The 15157-nt window shown below is 37.2% G+C and carries 16 protein-coding genes, 1 tRNA gene, 3 rRNA genes, 1 other RNA gene and 1 other annotated feature; of the genes, 17 read left to right on the forward strand and 4 right to left on the reverse strand.

The annotated features are described in order from the left end of the window. Together PQF83_RS28090 and rrf are read left to right on the forward strand one after the other, a co-directional pair. A 23S ribosomal RNA gene (locus PQF83_RS28090) occupies positions 1-119 on the forward strand; the annotation flags it as partial. A gap of 49 nt (positions 120-168) precedes the next feature. Further along, positions 169-284: ribosomal RNA gene (gene rrf, locus PQF83_RS28095) — 5S ribosomal RNA — on the forward strand. A gap of 34 nt (positions 285-318) precedes the next feature. On the opposite strand, the gene PQF83_RS28100 is transcribed toward rrf, so the two are convergent. Further along, positions 319-1320 (reverse strand): YaaC family protein, encoded by a 1002-nt coding sequence (locus PQF83_RS28100; RefSeq protein WP_000554271.1) that lies wholly within the window; start codon positions 1318-1320, stop codon positions 319-321. Between the two features lie 115 nt (positions 1321-1435). On the opposite strand from PQF83_RS28100, the gene guaB reads away from it, so the two are divergent. The 7 genes from guaB (at position 1436) to PQF83_RS28135 (ending at position 8387) form a co-directional block, all read left to right on the forward strand. Further along, positions 1436-2899, forward strand: a complete 1464-nt coding sequence (gene guaB / locus PQF83_RS28105) for an IMP dehydrogenase (protein WP_000264079.1) — start codon at positions 1436-1438, stop codon at positions 2897-2899. A gap of 113 nt (positions 2900-3012) precedes the next feature. After that, a complete protein-coding gene (gene dacA, locus PQF83_RS28110; RefSeq protein ID WP_130777056.1) occupies positions 3013-4320 on the forward strand; it encodes a D-alanyl-D-alanine carboxypeptidase DacA in 1308 nt (435 codons plus the stop codon). Positions 4321-4481: 161 nt separating this feature from the next. Next, positions 4482-5369 carry a pyridoxal 5'-phosphate synthase lyase subunit PdxS gene (gene pdxS / locus PQF83_RS28115; RefSeq protein WP_000186156.1) on the forward strand — a complete coding sequence of 296 codons (888 nt, stop codon included), beginning with the start codon at positions 4482-4484 and terminating at the stop codon, positions 5367-5369. Positions 5370-5387: 18 nt separating this feature from the next. Further along, the gene (gene pdxT / locus PQF83_RS28120) at positions 5388-5978 is read left to right on the forward strand and encodes a pyridoxal 5'-phosphate synthase glutaminase subunit PdxT (RefSeq protein ID WP_000238780.1); all 591 of its coding nucleotides are present in this window, start codon (positions 5388-5390) and stop codon (positions 5976-5978) included. Positions 5979-6032: 54 nt separating this feature from the next. Continuing rightward, positions 6033-6254 (forward strand) — a binding site (T-box leader). Between the two features lie 51 nt (positions 6255-6305). Beyond that, on the forward strand, positions 6306-7580 hold the full coding sequence (serS, locus tag PQF83_RS28125; protein ID WP_000884181.1) for a serine--tRNA ligase: 1275 nt from the start codon (positions 6306-6308) through the stop codon (positions 7578-7580). A 156-nt stretch (positions 7581-7736) separates the two neighbouring features. Continuing rightward, positions 7737-7829, forward strand: a tRNA-Ser gene (locus PQF83_RS28130). Between the two features lie 165 nt (positions 7830-7994). Beyond that, positions 7995-8387 (forward strand): DUF3797 domain-containing protein, encoded by a 393-nt coding sequence (locus PQF83_RS28135; RefSeq protein WP_000364209.1) that lies wholly within the window; start codon positions 7995-7997, stop codon positions 8385-8387. Between the two features lie 35 nt (positions 8388-8422). Here PQF83_RS28135 and PQF83_RS28140 read toward each other — a convergent pair whose 3' ends face one another. The 3 genes from PQF83_RS28140 to PQF83_RS28150 form a co-directional block, all read right to left on the reverse strand. Then, positions 8423-9091, reverse strand: coding sequence for a deoxynucleoside kinase (locus tag PQF83_RS28140; protein ID WP_001053585.1), 669 nt, complete (start codon positions 9089-9091; stop codon positions 8423-8425). Between the two features lie 2 nt (positions 9092-9093). Continuing rightward, positions 9094-9729, reverse strand: coding sequence for a deoxynucleoside kinase (locus tag PQF83_RS28145; RefSeq protein WP_000148224.1), 636 nt, complete (start codon positions 9727-9729; stop codon positions 9094-9096). 125 nt (positions 9730-9854) lie between these two features. Further along, complete coding sequence (locus tag PQF83_RS28150) at positions 9855-10394, reverse strand: isochorismatase family cysteine hydrolase (RefSeq protein WP_000798715.1); 540 nt, start codon at positions 10392-10394, stop codon at positions 9855-9857. A gap of 108 nt (positions 10395-10502) precedes the next feature. On the opposite strand from PQF83_RS28150, the gene tadA reads away from it, so the two are divergent. From tadA to PQF83_RS28190, 8 genes are all read left to right on the forward strand, one after another. After that, positions 10503-11003, forward strand: coding sequence for a tRNA adenosine(34) deaminase TadA (tadA, locus tag PQF83_RS28155; RefSeq protein ID WP_000439008.1), 501 nt, complete (start codon positions 10503-10505; stop codon positions 11001-11003). Positions 11004-11082: 79 nt separating this feature from the next. After that, positions 11083-11347: signal recognition particle sRNA large type (gene ffs, locus PQF83_RS28160), an RNA gene on the forward strand. Positions 11348-11479: 132 nt separating this feature from the next. Beyond that, entirely contained in the window at positions 11480-13168 is a 1689-nt protein-coding gene (gene dnaX / locus PQF83_RS28165) for a DNA polymerase III subunit gamma/tau (RefSeq protein WP_000121557.1), read from the forward strand. 25 nt (positions 13169-13193) lie between these two features. Next, the gene (locus tag PQF83_RS28170) at positions 13194-13520 is read left to right on the forward strand and encodes a YbaB/EbfC family nucleoid-associated protein (RefSeq protein WP_001996460.1); all 327 of its coding nucleotides are present in this window, start codon (positions 13194-13196) and stop codon (positions 13518-13520) included. A gap of 14 nt (positions 13521-13534) precedes the next feature. Next, entirely contained in the window at positions 13535-14131 is a 597-nt protein-coding gene (recR, locus tag PQF83_RS28175; RefSeq protein WP_000559169.1) for a recombination protein RecR, read from the forward strand. A 14-nt stretch (positions 14132-14145) separates the two neighbouring features. Next, entirely contained in the window at positions 14146-14367 is a 222-nt protein-coding gene (locus PQF83_RS28180) for a YaaL family protein (protein ID WP_000466020.1), read from the forward strand. Positions 14368-14559: 192 nt separating this feature from the next. Beyond that, a complete protein-coding gene (locus PQF83_RS28185) occupies positions 14560-14829 on the forward strand; it encodes a pro-sigmaK processing inhibitor BofA family protein (protein WP_001089262.1) in 270 nt (89 codons plus the stop codon). 218 nt (positions 14830-15047) lie between these two features. Beyond that, positions 15048-15157, forward strand: a 16S ribosomal RNA gene (locus tag PQF83_RS28190); the annotation flags it as partial.

The following is a 15157-nucleotide window of genomic DNA, read 5'->3' on the forward strand; positions in this document are numbered from 1 at the left end:
AGATTTCCCATAGCGTAAGCTAGTAAGATCCCTGAAAGATGATCAGGTTGATAGGTTCGAGGTGGAAGCATGGTGACATGTGGAGCTGACGAATACTAATAGATCGAGGACTTAACCATATAATATGTAGCAAATGTTATCTAGTTTTGAAGGAATATGCCTTCATAGTTTGGTGATGATGGCAGAGAGGTCACACCCGTTCCCATACCGAACACGGAAGTTAAGCTCTCTAGCGCCGATGGTAGTTGGGACCTTGTCCCTGTGAGAGTAGGACGTCGCCAAGCAACTAAAAACACAAGTCTTTTGACTTGTGTTTTTTTATTTCCCATGAAATAGGTTCGGTTCTGCTAGTAAAAAATTCGAAATATAGTAAGGAATTTTTTGAGCAGAAATAGTAAGAAATTGATAAATAAATGGGTAATCTTCAGAGCCATAACTTCCAAGTAAATCATACCACCAATCTGTTTCGTATCTAGAAATCATACTTAAATTGTAGAGCAATAAATAGTGAACAAGAAGTTCAGGTAATACGGGTTTAGGATTTCTAGGGTCAGTTGTAAGTGGTAAGTAATAAGTATCAGCGAGATATTCGTAGTATAAAGGCGTACTATATATAGGATTCCACGATTGAATAGGAGCTGTAAAAAGCAAATTGGAGGCGCTCGTTTTCCCAGTAACATGTTGCACGGATAAGTGCTTACAAATTGATTCAATATAACGTGAAAATCTTTCTGAAGTCATATGAAGTCGATCTAGTATATTGACTGAAAAGGAAAGTTCATTTGCATTTGTTGAATCAATTTTATACAAAGTGGCACCTCGTTGACTATAGCGAAATAAGTTTTGTAATTCAGGAATATTCCCCATTAAATCCAACATGTTAAACTTCTCTGATTCTAAGTGTTTCATGTGAAACAGCTGTTCTGCAACATGAGTAAATAATCCATTTTTTTGTACCTTTACCTCATCTTCTAAAAATTGATATCCCTGTTTTTTCCGCTTACGAGTCGTAACACCATGAGCTAAAACAGTAGTGGATTCAGGATAGTTCGGATCAATAGTTAATAAGCATGCTTTAAAAAGTTGGCTCATTCCATAAAACAATAACATTGGCTGAATTGAAAAGGGAGCTACCTTATATAATTCATAATAATTTTTCCCATGTTCTAAGTAATAAATAAAGGGATAACAATTTTCAAAACTTTTTTTTTCAGCATTTTGTATGGAGGATTTTTCATAACAACGGGCAAGATAACGTTGTACATTTTGAGATGAAAAGAAGAAACTTAATTGCTGCCAAGTACAATGTGTTTGATGCATATATTACGCTCCTTTTATTGTCTAAAAATTCTAACATATATATACGTCCTTGACAGTATTTTAACCAATTGATAAGCTACTAATAATAATTTCTGGTATCATGGGGGGAACAATTATGTGGGAATCTAAATTTGTTAAAGAAGGTTTGACTTTTGATGACGTATTACTTGTACCAGCAAAGTCAGATGTACTACCAAGAGAAGTAAGTGTTAAAACAGTTTTATCTGAAAGCTTACAGTTAAACATCCCGTTAATTAGTGCAGGAATGGATACAGTAACAGAAGCGGATATGGCTATTGCAATGGCTCGTCAAGGCGGTTTAGGAATTATTCATAAAAATATGTCTATTGAACAACAAGCCGAGCAGGTTGATAAAGTAAAACGTTCTGAAAGTGGTGTTATTTCAGATCCTTTCTTTTTAACTCCAGAACATCAAGTGTATGATGCAGAACACCTTATGGGGAAATATCGTATCTCAGGTGTACCGGTTGTAAATAATTTAGACGAGCGAAAATTAGTTGGTATTATTACAAACCGTGATATGCGTTTTATCCAAGACTACTCAATCAAAATTTCCGACGTAATGACAAAAGAACAGCTAATTACAGCTCCAGTTGGTACAACGCTAGATGAGGCTGAAAAGATCCTACAAAAGTATAAAATTGAAAAACTCCCTCTTGTTGATAACAATGGTGTATTACAAGGGCTTATTACAATAAAAGATATTGAAAAAGTAATTGAATTCCCAAATTCTGCGAAGGATAAGCAAGGGCGCTTATTAGTTGGAGCAGCAGTTGGTGTAACGGCTGATGCTATGACTCGCATTGACGCATTAGTAAAAGCTAGCGTAGATGCAATCGTACTTGATACAGCCCATGGACATTCTCAAGGCGTTATTGATAAAGTAAAAGAAGTTCGTGCAAAGTATCCATCATTAAATATTATCGCTGGAAATGTTGCTACTGCTGAAGCAACAAGAGCATTAATTGAAGCAGGGGCAAACGTAGTTAAAGTTGGTATTGGACCAGGCTCTATCTGTACAACACGTGTTGTAGCTGGGGTTGGTGTACCACAATTAACAGCGGTTTATGATTGTGCAACAGAAGCTCGTAAACACGGTATCCCAGTTATTGCTGACGGTGGTATTAAGTACTCTGGTGATATGGTTAAAGCTTTAGCAGCAGGAGCACATGTTGTTATGCTAGGTAGTATGTTTGCTGGTGTTGCTGAAAGTCCTGGTGAAACTGAAATTTATCAAGGTCGCCAATTTAAAGTATATCGTGGTATGGGTTCTGTCGGAGCGATGGAAAAAGGAAGTAAAGATCGTTATTTCCAAGAAGGAAATAAAAAACTTGTTCCAGAAGGTATTGAAGGACGAGTACCATATAAAGGACCTTTAGCAGATACGGTTCATCAATTAGTTGGTGGATTACGTGCAGGTATGGGATATTGCGGAGCACAAGATTTAGAATTCTTACGTGAGAATGCACAATTTGTTCGTATGTCAGGTGCTGGTTTACTTGAAAGTCATCCTCATCATGTACAAATTACAAAAGAGGCTCCAAACTACTCATTATAATGTCTTATATATAAATAGACGGAGATTTTATATCTCTGTCTATTTTTTTTTGATTATGTTAGAATAACGGTTATGTGAGTACATAGATATTGGGGGTAGCAAAAGTGAAAGGTATGTTTTGCAAAAGATTCATTGCACTAGTAACAATGCTTACACTAGCTTGTAGTATGTTGTTACCATATAGCAATGCATCAGCTGAAACAGGAACTGCTTTAAATATTGAAGCAGGTGCGGCAATTTTAGTAGAAGCGAATTCTGGAAAAATTGTATATCAAAAGAATGCTGATGAATTATTATCCATTGCTAGTATGACGAAGATGATGAGTGAGTATTTAGTTCACGAAGCAGTGGATAAAGGAAAGCTTAAGTGGGATCAGAAAATTAAGGTTTCTGAATATGCGTATAAAGTTTCACAGGATGCTTCATTATCAAATGTGGCATTAGAAAATGGTGGCTCTTATACAGTAAAAGAGTTATACGAGGCAATGGCAATCTTCTCTGCAAATGGTGCAACGATTGCATTAGCAGAAGCAATTGCAGGTAAAGAAGTAGATTTCGTAAAAATGATGAATGATAAATCGAAAGAACTAGGGTTGAAAAATTATAAATTTGTCAATTCTACAGGTTTAACGAATAAAGATTTAAAGGGAATGCATCCAGAAGGAACAACAGCGGATGAAGAAAATAAAATGTCTGCAAAGGATGTTGCAACTTTAGCACAACATTTAATTAAAGATTATCCAAAAGTGTTAGATACAGCAAAAATCCCGAAAAAAGAATTCCGTCCAGAAAAAGAGAAGTTTGCAATGTCGAACTGGAACTGGATGTTAAAGGGCTTAGTTAAAGAATATGATGGCGTAGATGGCCTAAAAACAGGCTCAACTCCAGAAGCGGGAGATTGCTTCACTGGTACGGTTGAAAGAAACGGTATGCGTTTTATTTCTGTAGTGATTAAAACAAGTTCTCATACAGCACGTTTTGATGAAACAAAGAAGCTATATGATTATGGATTTGCTAACTTTGAAATGAAACAAATGTATAAAAAAGGTTCTTCAGTAAAAGGACAAGAAACAGTACGAGTAGAAAATGCGAAAGACAAAGATGTAGCAGTTCAAACGAAACAAGCCATTTCACTTCCAGTACCAAAAGGAAGTAAAGATGTTTATAAAACAGAATTAAAAGAATCAAGTAAGGGACAAGAAGCACCTATTAAAAAGGGAGCTGCGCTTGGTCAAATGGTAATTACGCCAAAAGATGCAAACGACCCTGGATTTTTAACTGGTAAGTCGTTACAAGTGGATCTTGTAACAACATCTGAAGTAGAAGAAGCAAATTGGTTTACTCGTGCTATGCGCGGAATTGGTTCTTTCTTTAGTGGTATATGGAATAGTGCTGTTGATACAGTAAAAGGTTGGTTTTAAAAGCTCCTCATTGTAGGGGCTTTTTCTTATTCCTATTTTTCATACCGACTTTATGAAAAAGTAGTAGACAAGCATCTGATAGTTAGTGGTAGAATGTAAGAGTATTCTTAATTTTCGCCTTTAACGGGGAAAAGCAATTCACCTAGGGGGGTTTTTGTAACATGACAAATGTAACAGGGACAGAACGTGTAAAACGTGGAATGGCAGAAATGCAAAAAGGCGGCGTTATTATGGACGTAATTAACGCTGAACAAGCAAAAATTGCAGAAGAGGCAGGCGCAGTTGCCGTTATGGCATTAGAGCGTGTACCAGCAGATATTCGTGCAGCAGGTGGCGTTTCTCGTATGGCAGACCCAACAATCGTTGAAGAAGTTATGGGTGCAGTGTCAATTCCGGTTATGGCAAAATGCCGTATCGGTCACCTTGTAGAAGCACGTGTATTAGAATCATTAGGGGTAGACTATATCGATGAGAGTGAAGTATTAACTCCAGCCGATGAAGTATACCATTTAAATAAACGTGATTACACAGTTCCATTTGTATGTGGTTGCCGTGATATCGGAGAAGCTGCACGTCGTATTGCAGAAGGTGCATCTATGCTTCGTACAAAAGGCGAACCAGGAACAGGAAACATTGTAGAGGCAGTGCGTCATATGCGTCAAGTCAATGCAGAAATCCGTCAAGTTGCAAGTCTACGTGAAGATGAGTTAATGACATATGCAAAAAATACTGGTGCTCCTTATGAAGTACTACTTGAAATTAAACGCCTTGGTCGTTTGCCGGTTGTAAACTTTGCAGCAGGTGGTGTAGCAACACCAGCAGATGCAGCGTTAATGATGCAACTTGGTGCGGATGGTGTATTTGTTGGATCTGGTATCTTTAAATCAGAGAATCCAGCGAAATTTGCACGTGCAATCGTTGAAGCGACAACTCATTATGAGGATTACGAGTTAATTGCAAGCCTTTCTAAAGGATTAGGTAATGCGATGAAAGGTATTGAAATTTCAACGTTACTACCAGAGCAACGCATGCAAGAGCGTGGATGGTAATTGAAGGAGAACTTTAAAATGGTGAAAATCGGTGTACTAGGTCTTCAAGGTGCAGTTCGTGAACATGTAAAATCAGTTGAAGCAAGTGGTGCAGAAGCTGTTGTTGTAAAGCGTATAGAACAACTTGAAGAGATTGATGGTCTTATTTTACCAGGCGGTGAAAGTACAACTATGCGCCGTCTTATTGATAAGTATGCTTTCATGGAACCGCTTCGTACATTTGCGAAGTCTGGTAAACCAATGTTTGGTACATGTGCAGGAATGATTCTTCTCGCAAAAACACTTATTGGCTATGACGAAGCACATATTGGTGCTATGGATATTACAGTTGAGCGCAATGCGTTTGGACGTCAAAAAGATAGCTTTGAAGCTGCACTTTCTATTAAAGGTGTGGGAGAAGATTTTGTTGGCGTATTTATTCGTGCCCCGTATGTTGTAAATGTAGCGGATGATGTTGAGGTACTTTCTACACATGGTGATCGAATGGTAGCGGTAAGGCAAGGGCCGTTTTTAGCTGCTTCTTTCCATCCGGAATTAACAGATGATCATCGTGTAACAGCATACTTTGTAGAAATGGTAAAAGAAGCGAAAATGAAAAAAGTTGTATAAGTAACTTGCAACTTGTATAAGATTATAGTAAATTGATGGTAACAATTTTATAAAATAAGCGTGTTGATAGGAAGTAGTAACAAATGTCGTTTCTTATAGAGAGTCGATGGTTGGTGGAAATCGATAGAAACAGTTTGTGAATCCATCCTGGAATGGAATGTGGAATATCTTTATGATTAGTAAACATTCCCGGTGAAGAGCCGTTATTTCTACTTGAGAGGAAAGCGGTAATGCTTTCAACTAGGGTGGCAACGCGGGTTAACTCCCGTCCCTTTATATAGGGACGGGAGTTTTTTGTGTTTTATAAAATAAAAGGAGGAGTATATAATGCTTGATATTAAATTTTTACGTACAAATTTTGAAGAAGTAAAAGCTAAGTTACAGCATAGAGGCGAAGATTTAACTGATTTTGGTCGCTTTGAAGAATTAGATACGAGAAGAAGAGAACTACTTGTTCAAACAGAGGAACTAAAAAGTAAACGTAACGAAGTATCTCAACAAATCTCTGTATTGAAGCGCGAAAAGAAAGATGCAGAAGCTCTAATTTTAGAAATGCGTGAAGTTGGAGAAAAAGTAAAAGATCTTGATAACGAACTTCGTACAGTTGAAGAAGATCTAGAAAGATTGATGCTATCTATTCCAAATATTCCGCACGAATCTGCTCCAGTTGGTGAAACAGAGGATGATAATGTAGTAGCTCGCACTTGGGGAGAAGTGAAGGAATTTGCTTTTGAACCAAAACCACATTGGGATCTTGCTACAGATTTAGGAATTCTAGATTTTGAACGTGCTGGAAAAGTAACAGGAAGCCGCTTCGTATTCTACAAAGGTGCTGGCGCAAGATTAGAGCGTGCTTTAATTAGTTTTATGCTTGATCTTCATACTGATGAGCATGGATATGAAGAAGTATTACCTCCGTATATGGTAAACCGTGCAAGCATGACAGGGACAGGACAACTTCCGAAGTTTGAAGAAGATGCATTCCGTATTGAAAGTGAAGACTACTTCTTAATTCCAACAGCTGAAGTACCTGTAACAAATATGCACCGTGATGAGATCTTAAATAAAGAACAATTGCCTATAAGATATGCTGCGTTTAGCTCTTGTTTCCGTTCTGAAGCAGGTTCAGCTGGCCGTGATACACGTGGTTTAATTCGTCAGCACCAGTTCAATAAAGTAGAGCTTGTGAAGTTCGTAAAACCAGAAGATTCTTATGAAGAGTTAGAAAAACTAACAAATGATGCAGAACGCGTGTTACAATTATTAGAGTTGCCATATCGCGTTATGAGCATGTGCACAGGCGATTTAGGATTTACAGCAGCGAAGAAATACGATATCGAAGTATGGATTCCAAGCTATGGCACATATCGTGAAATCTCTTCTTGTAGTAATTTCGAGGCTTTCCAAGCGAGACGTGCAAATATCCGTTTCCGTCGTGAGCCAAACGGCAAACCAGAACATGTTCATACATTAAATGGATCTGGTCTTGCAATTGGACGTACGGTGGCAGCTATTTTAGAGAACTACCAACAAGAAGATGGTACAATTATAATTCCAGAAGTTCTTCGCCCTTATATGGGAGGAAAAACAGTTATTAAGTAAATTTATAAACATTCATCGGTATGAGTGATTGGTAATTATGAGCGTTGTCAGTACTATGATGTAGGAGAGGAAAAGTAAAATTTTCCTTTCCTCATAATTTATTTTAGTAGGGTTGACTAACTGTTTTTCTTTTGATATTATATTTGATGTCAATATGGAGGTATACCCAAGTCTGGCTGAAGGGATCGGTCTTGAAAACCGACAGGCGGCGAGAGTCGCGCGGGGGTTCGAATCCCTCTACCTCCTCCAGATATAATTGACAACAGCGCATATAAGTGGAGATTGGAGAACTCGTTACCACACGTAACGAGTTTTTATTTTAAAACCAATCATAAAGTATGGTGTAAGGCGATTTTGTCCTTATTACACACTCATATTCCGATGATTATCTTCATAGATATGAAAGGAGTCAACATGGATCTTATTATACAAACGTTTCCTTTAGATGGAAAAACTTTATATTATGTACAATGTCCTGTCTGTAAGAACAATAGAATTTTAAACAGTGGTGCAAATGTATCACGCATTATTAGCGATGATACATTCCGTAAACTTTGTGGTTGCACTTGTAATGTAAAGCAAACTGCAACAAAAGTAGAGGCACCAAAAAAAGTTAAAAAAGAAGCTGTAAAGAAAGAAGCAGCTCCAAAACGTACAGGTAAAGTATTAACAGCAGTAATTAACGGGAAAGAAATGACTGTTAAAGAGATTGCTGAGGCGTACGATATTAGTACAAGTACTGTTCGTCAGCGTATTAACGCTGGAAAACCTGAGAGTGAAATTATTGCTCCAACAAAGAAAAAGTAATTTAATAGAAAAACCCGTGCATATGCACGGGTTTTTTATTTTACAAGTTTACGTGTTTGTTTTAAAAAATGACCGATTTTTTTTATGATTGGTTCAATGGAATCGCCATCTTTTAAAATATCGTATTCATTAATGTTTAATCGTAAAACAGGGCATGAATTGAAGTTGTTAATCCAGTTTTCATAACGCCCATGCATCTCTTTCCAATACTCGATTGGTGTTTGCTGTTCCATCGGACGTCCACGTTCTTGGATACGATCAACAATATCATCGAAAGAACCTTCTAAGTAAATTAATAAATCTGGATGTGGGAAGTAAGGAGTCATGACCATAGCGTCAAATAAACCTTTATATGTTTCATAATCAGTTTCTGTCATTGTACCTTTTTCGTGATGCATTTTTGCAAAAATGCCAGTGTCTTCATAGATAGAGCGATCTTGAACAAAACCGCCACCGTATTCAAAAATTCTTTTTTGTTCTTTAAATCGTTCTGCTAAAAAATACACTTGTAAGTGAAAGCTCCAGCGTGTGAAATCAGCATAGAACTTGTCCAAATACGGATTAGAATCTACCTTTTCAAATGATGTGCGATACCCTAAAGCGTTAGCCAATGCAGTTGTCATAGTGGATTTACCGACACCTACTGTTCCAGCGATAGTGATTACTGCGTCATTTGGTATATCATATTTTTGCCTTAAATTCATTATTATTTCGACTCCTTTAAGAGAGTATTTTGAAGGGCAGATAGGATGACGTTTAAATCATCAGGATTTTTTACAAAATCCATATCGTCTCCGTTAAATTTCAATACTGGGATATCTGGATGGTCCTTTTTAAAAGCATCCATTGCTGTTTCATAATCTTTTGTGAGCTGTAGTAAGTAATTTGGATCCATATTTTTTTCGAATTCTCTTCCGCGCATTGCAATTCGCTTTTGTAATGTTTCTAGGCTAGCTGTTAAATAAACGATAACGTTTGGAACTGGCATATCTTGTGTAAGGATACGATAGATTTGCATGTACTTGTCGTATTGAGAATCTTTTAATGTACGGGATGCAAAAATTACATTTTTGAATATATGATAATCCGCTACTACTGGCTTCCTTTGATTCAAATACTTTATGTTAATATCTTCTAATTGTTTGTATCTATTACAAAGAAAGAACATCTCTGTTTGAAAACTCCATTCGTCGATGTCTTCATAGAACTTTCCTAAAAAGGGGTTTTCATCAACAATCTCTTTCAGTAAGTGGAGTTGCATGTGAGTTGAAATTTCCTTCGCAAGTGAAGTTTTTCCAACACCAATTGGTCCTTCAACCGTGATAAATGGTACTCCGGTCACGCTGTTTCCTCCTTTCAATCAGTGATTTACCGTGACTACTAAAAACACAAAACAGAATTATTGTAGCACAAGAGGGAAGCGAGCGGGTTAATTTGATATAAAAAGTTGGAAAATAGATATATGTATTAATTAAATTTTATTTGAAACGACGGTACTATATTTGCTTTTAATGTGGCTTCCATTATTTTTAAAGCATGCAGGTTATCCTGATCATCATTAGATGCAATACAGTCCTGTGGTACATACAATGTATAATTCCTCATATGAGCATCGTTAGCTGTAAAGAGGATACATATATTCCCGGCGACACCTGTTAATATTAGATTTTCTATTTTTAAATAGCCTAATAAAGAATTTAAAGGTGTTTCATAAAAAGCAGAGTAATGTGGTTTAATAAAAATGTAATCATCAGCATTTGGAGCGATCTTATGAATGATATTTTTACTGTACTCATTTGTACAATGAGTAATCAATTGGTCAATATCAGACCTCCAAAGTTGATAATGGTCATTAATATAAATGATGGGGCAACCGAAGGATTTCATTGTTTTCTTTAATTGTAAAATAGGATTGGTTATAATTTCGCATTTTTTGGCTAGGATAGGCCCGTGTGAAAATTGAAAGTCATTAATCATATCGATAATGAGTAAGGCAGTATTCTTCATATGTAATCCCCTCTCTTTTTTTCTTAGGGTGGATTGAATTTATAAAAGTTATCCCATGTGTAGTAAATGGAAATAAGTGTACTTTATTTGTAATGAAAGGACTATGTTATGGAACGTGATCAAGATATTCATTTTATGCAGTTAGCAATAGAAGAGGCTAAAAAAGCAGAGGCAATACAAGAAGTACCGATTGGGGCAGTTATAGTGCTGGATGGTGAAGTAATTAGTGTTGCTCATAATTTAAGGGAGACTGAGCAAAGATCGATAGCTCACGCTGAGTTGTTAGCTATTGATGAGGCGTGCAAAAAATTAGGGACATGGCGTTTAGAAGATGCGACGTTATATGTAACATTAGAGCCTTGCCCGATGTGTGCGGGTGGAATTGTTTTATCACGAGTAAAGCGAGTTGTATATGGTGCGAGTGATCCGAAAGGTGGATGTGCAGGGACATTGATGAATCTGTTAACGGATGAACGCTTTAATCATCAATGTGAAGTAGTAGCTGGTGTATTAGAAGAAGAGTGCGGTACGCTGTTAACGAACTTTTTTAGAGCGCTTCGTAAAAAAAGAAAAGCGATTAAGAAATTAGAGAAAAGTAAAGAGAATTAACGTATTTGCATTTTATAAAAAAACAAGTTATACTGATAGTGCCTTTAATGAAGGCAACCGAATATTGGTTTTAACTTTGCCGTGCTAAGCGGGGAGGTAGCGGTGCCCTATACTCGCAATCCGCTCTAGCGAGGCCGAATCCCTTCTCGAGGTTATGTTGCTGTAAGGCCTGCCTTAAGTAAGTGGTGTTGACGTTTGGGTCCTGCGCAACGGGACCCCGTGAACCTTGTCAGGTCCGGAAGGAAGCAGCAATAAGCGGGTCTTCTCGTGTGCCGCAGGAGTGCCTGAACCGAGCTAACTGCTTAAGTAACGCTTATGGTACGTAATCGACAGAAGGTGCACGGCAGTTATATATGTATACAAAACTCACCTTAATACTAAGGTGGGTTTTTTGTATAGAAAATAACTTTTGGAATCTATAAACAGAATGGGTTATAATAAATGAGATAATAACCTTTGAGGGAGGCCGTATTTTCGTGTCATACCAAGCGTTATACCGAACATGGAGACCGCAAAAGTTTGAAGATGTAGTCGGTCAAAAGCACGTGACAAAAACGTTGCAAAATGCCCTTCTTCAAGAGAAAGTTTCACATGCTTATTTATTTTCTGGGCCGAGAGGAACAGGAAAAACGACAATTGCAAAAGTGTTTGCAAAAGCAATTAACTGTGAACATGCTCCGGTAGCTGAACCTTGTAATGAATGTCCTTCTTGTTTGGGGATTACACAAGGATCTATTTCAGATGTATTAGAAATTGATGCGGCTTCAAATAACGGTGTAGATGAAATTCGAGATATTAGAGATAAAGTAAAATATGCTCCAAGTGCTGTAGAATATAAAGTATACATTATTGATGAAGTTCACATGCTTTCCATGGGTGCCTTCAATGCGCTTTTAAAAACGTTAGAAGAACCGCCAGGACATGTTATCTTTATTTTGGCGACAACAGAACCGCATAAGATACCGCCTACAATTATTTCGCGTTGCCAACGTTTCGAATTTCGAAAGATATCAGTAAATGATATTGTTGAGAGATTATCGACAGTTGTGAACAATGAAGGTACGCAAGTAGAAGATGAGGCATTACAAATTGTTGCACGTGCCGCTGAAGGTGGTATGCGTGATGCGCTTAGTCTTATTGATCAGGCAATATCTTATAGTGATGAGACTGTTACGACAGAAGATGTATTAGCTGTAACAGGGTCTGTTTCTCAGCAATACTTAGGCAACTTAGTAGAATGTATACGTGAAAATGATGTATCAAGAGCATTACGTATCATAGATGAGATGATGGGTAAAGGGAAAGATCCAGTTCGCTTTATGGAGGATTTCATTTACTATTATCGTGATATGCTTTTATATCAAACTTCACCACAATTGGAACATATGTTGGAACGAGTAATGGTTGATGAGCAATTCCGGACGTTAAGTGAAGAAATGCAGCCGGAAGTAATCTATGAGATCATTCATACTCTTAGTAAAGCACAACAGGAAATGAAGTGGACAAATCATCCGCGAATTTTCTTAGAAGTTGTTATGGTACAACTGTGTCAACAGTTTATGATGCAAGCAAATGGTGCAGATCGTTTACAAGCAATTATGAACAGGATGCAGCAATTAGAGAAAGAGTTAGAACAAGTCAAAAAGAATGGTGTGCCGGCCGGTGTGCAGCAGGAAGTCAGAGAGACGCGTGCAGCACCAAAGCCAGTACGGACAGGAAGTATGAAGATACCTGTCGGACGCGTAAATGAAGTATTAAAGCAAGCGAAGCGTCAAGATTTAGAACAATTAAAAGCTGTATGGGGAGAGTTGTTAGGAAGACTCAAAGCATACAACAAAGTAGCGTTTGCTGTTTTATTAGAAAATAGCGAACCGGTAGCGGCTTCAGATGATACTTACGTTTTAGCGTTCCAATATGAGATTCACTGTAAAATGGCAAGCGAAAATCGAGAGGCTATGGATACAGTGGAACAAACTTTATTTGAATTGCTAAGTAAAAGATTAAATATGATTGCCATTCCAAAAAGTGAATGGGGTAAAATCCGTGAAGATTTTTTACAGCGTGAAGGTGGAAGTTCTGAAGAAAGCCCAGAGAAAAAAGAAGATCCTCTCATAGAAGAGGCTGTAAAATTAGTAGGGCAAGAACTCATTGAAATAAAAGAGTAATAATAATTAGGAGGAATTAATTATGATGCGTGGCGGAATGGGAAATATGAATAACATGATGAAACAAATGCAAAAGATGCAAAAAGAAATGGCAAAGGCGCAAGAAGAACTTGGCGAAAAAACAGTTGAAGGTACAGCTGGCGGCGGTATGATCACAGTTATTGCAAATGGTCATAAGCAAATTCTTGAAGTAAAAGTGAAAGAAGAAGTTGTAGATCCAGAAGATATCGAAATGTTACAAGACTTAGTGTTAGCTGCAACAAACGATGCACTTAAGAAAGCTGATGAACTTTCAAACTCTACAATGGGTAAATTTACAAAAGGCTTAAACTTACCGGGTGGAATGTTCTAGGAGGATATTGATATATGCATTATCCAGAACCAATATCAAAACTAATTGATAGTTTTATGAAATTGCCAGGAATCGGACCGAAAACAGCGGTTCGATTGGCGTTTTTCGTATTAGATATGAAAGAAGATGATGTGTTAGGTTTTGCAAAAGCACTTGTAAATGCGAAGCGAGACTTAGCATATTGTTCTGTGTGCGGGCATATTACTGATCGTGATCCTTGTTATATTTGTAACGATTCACATCGAGATCAATCAGTTGTTTGTGTCGTGCAAGAACCGAAAGATGTAATCGCGATGGAAAAGATGAAAGAGTATCAAGGTGTATATCATGTGTTACGTGGTGCTATCTCTCCAATGGAGGGAATTGGACCAGAAGACATTAATATCCCGCAACTTCTAAAGCGACTACACGATGAAACAGTACAAGAAGTAATATTAGCAACAAATCCTAATATTGAAGGGGAAGCTACAGCGATGTATATATCCCGCCTCTTAAAGCCGACAGGTATTAAAGTAACTCGTATTGCACACGGTCTGCCAGTTGGTGGAGATTTAGAATATGCAGATGAAGTGACACTGTCGAAAGCGTTAGAAGGTCGTAGAGAAGTATAAGAGGAGAAACAAAAATGTTCTTTCAAAAAAAGGGTAAATTGCGTAAAGAGTATGATGATAAGCTAATTGTACTATTAGAAAAGGTAAAGAATGAATGGTTACGTCAAAAGAGAATGGTTGAACAAAGTGTTGAACCATCTCAAGATGTACTTTGTTCTTTGAAAATAGCAGAGGCGAAATATTTCTTCTTGCTAAAAGAAGCAAAACGTCGTCCTGTAAAGATGGAGCAATGGTAAAAGGTTCTGCTGAAAAAGCAGAGCCTTTTTATTTTATTCGTTTGGAAAGATCGATTAATAGTTTTTTTGAAGAACGTGTAGCCGAATCAAGGTGAATAAGATGAAACGACTGGAGTTATATAATAAACGTTCTTTTTTATTGTCTTGTCCCATACAAATAAATGTGTATAGGTCATTCATAAGGAGGAAAAAATGAATTCTACAATTATTATTGTTGGTATTCTTGCGTTAGTTTTTATTTTCCTTGTTTTTGGTGTTTCTTCTAAGCCGTTGCGTTTTATAGGAAAAGCGCTCTTTCATGTTACTTTGGGAGTAGCATTACTTTTTATCGTAAATGTTGTAGGAACGTATTTTGATTTTCATATCCCAATTAACTTGGGCACCGCAACAATTACAAGTTTATTAGGTCTACCCGGTGTTGCTGCATTAGTGGTTATTAAACTTTATATCATGCCAAAATAAATTTATTTTGGCATTTTTTTTAAAAGTGTTGACTTGTGAATGATTAATATGGTAAATTAATAAGCGTCGTCAGGAACGAAAGAAAAAAGTTGTTGACAGATTTAACGCAAGATGTTAAATTATAAAAGTCGCTGAAACGCGATGTTGAACTTTGAAAACTAAACGAAACAAACAACGTGAAACGTCAATTTTTATTTTAGATGCTAGACAAACTAACTTTATTGGAGAGTTTGATCCTGGCTCAGGATGAACGCTGGCGGCGTGCCTAATACATGCAAGTCGAGCGAATGGATTAAGAGCTTGCTCTTATGAAGTTAGCGGCGGACGG

The organism is Bacillus sp. FF-1 (assembly GCF_028548245.1).
In the GTDB taxonomy this organism is placed as follows: domain Bacteria; phylum Bacillota; class Bacilli; order Bacillales; family Bacillaceae_G; genus Bacillus_A; species Bacillus_A paranthracis.

Bases quoted from the DNA above. Each gene is read 5' to 3' on its own strand.
- dacA (WP_130777056.1), top strand. From the start codon at position 3,013: ATGTTTTGCAAAAGATTCATTGCACTAGTAACAATGCTTACACTAGCT.
- PQF83_RS28185 (WP_001089262.1), top strand. From the start codon at position 14,560: ATGAATTCTACAATTATTATTGTTGGTATTCTTGCGTTAGTTTTTATT.
- tadA (WP_000439008.1), top strand. From the start codon at position 10,503: ATGGAACGTGATCAAGATATTCATTTTATGCAGTTAGCAATAGAAGAG.
- PQF83_RS28150 (WP_000798715.1), bottom strand. From the start codon at position 10,394: ATGAAGAATACTGCCTTACTCATTATCGATATGATTAATGACTTTCAA.
- PQF83_RS28180 (WP_000466020.1), top strand. From the start codon at position 14,146: ATGTTCTTTCAAAAAAAGGGTAAATTGCGTAAAGAGTATGATGATAAG.
- pdxT (WP_000238780.1), top strand. From the start codon at position 5,388: ATGGTGAAAATCGGTGTACTAGGTCTTCAAGGTGCAGTTCGTGAACAT.
- recR (WP_000559169.1), top strand. From the start codon at position 13,535: ATGCATTATCCAGAACCAATATCAAAACTAATTGATAGTTTTATGAAA.
- PQF83_RS28170 (WP_001996460.1), top strand. From the start codon at position 13,194: ATGCGTGGCGGAATGGGAAATATGAATAACATGATGAAACAAATGCAA.
- serS (WP_000884181.1), top strand. From the start codon at position 6,306: ATGCTTGATATTAAATTTTTACGTACAAATTTTGAAGAAGTAAAAGCT.
- PQF83_RS28140 (WP_001053585.1), bottom strand. From the start codon at position 9,091: ATGAATTTAAGGCAAAAATATGATATACCAAATGACGCAGTAATCACT.
- guaB (WP_000264079.1), top strand. From the start codon at position 1,436: ATGTGGGAATCTAAATTTGTTAAAGAAGGTTTGACTTTTGATGACGTA.
- PQF83_RS28135 (WP_000364209.1), top strand. From the start codon at position 7,995: ATGGATCTTATTATACAAACGTTTCCTTTAGATGGAAAAACTTTATAT.
- pdxS (WP_000186156.1), top strand. From the start codon at position 4,482: ATGACAAATGTAACAGGGACAGAACGTGTAAAACGTGGAATGGCAGAA.
- PQF83_RS28100 (WP_000554271.1), bottom strand. From the start codon at position 1,320: ATGCATCAAACACATTGTACTTGGCAGCAATTAAGTTTCTTCTTTTCA.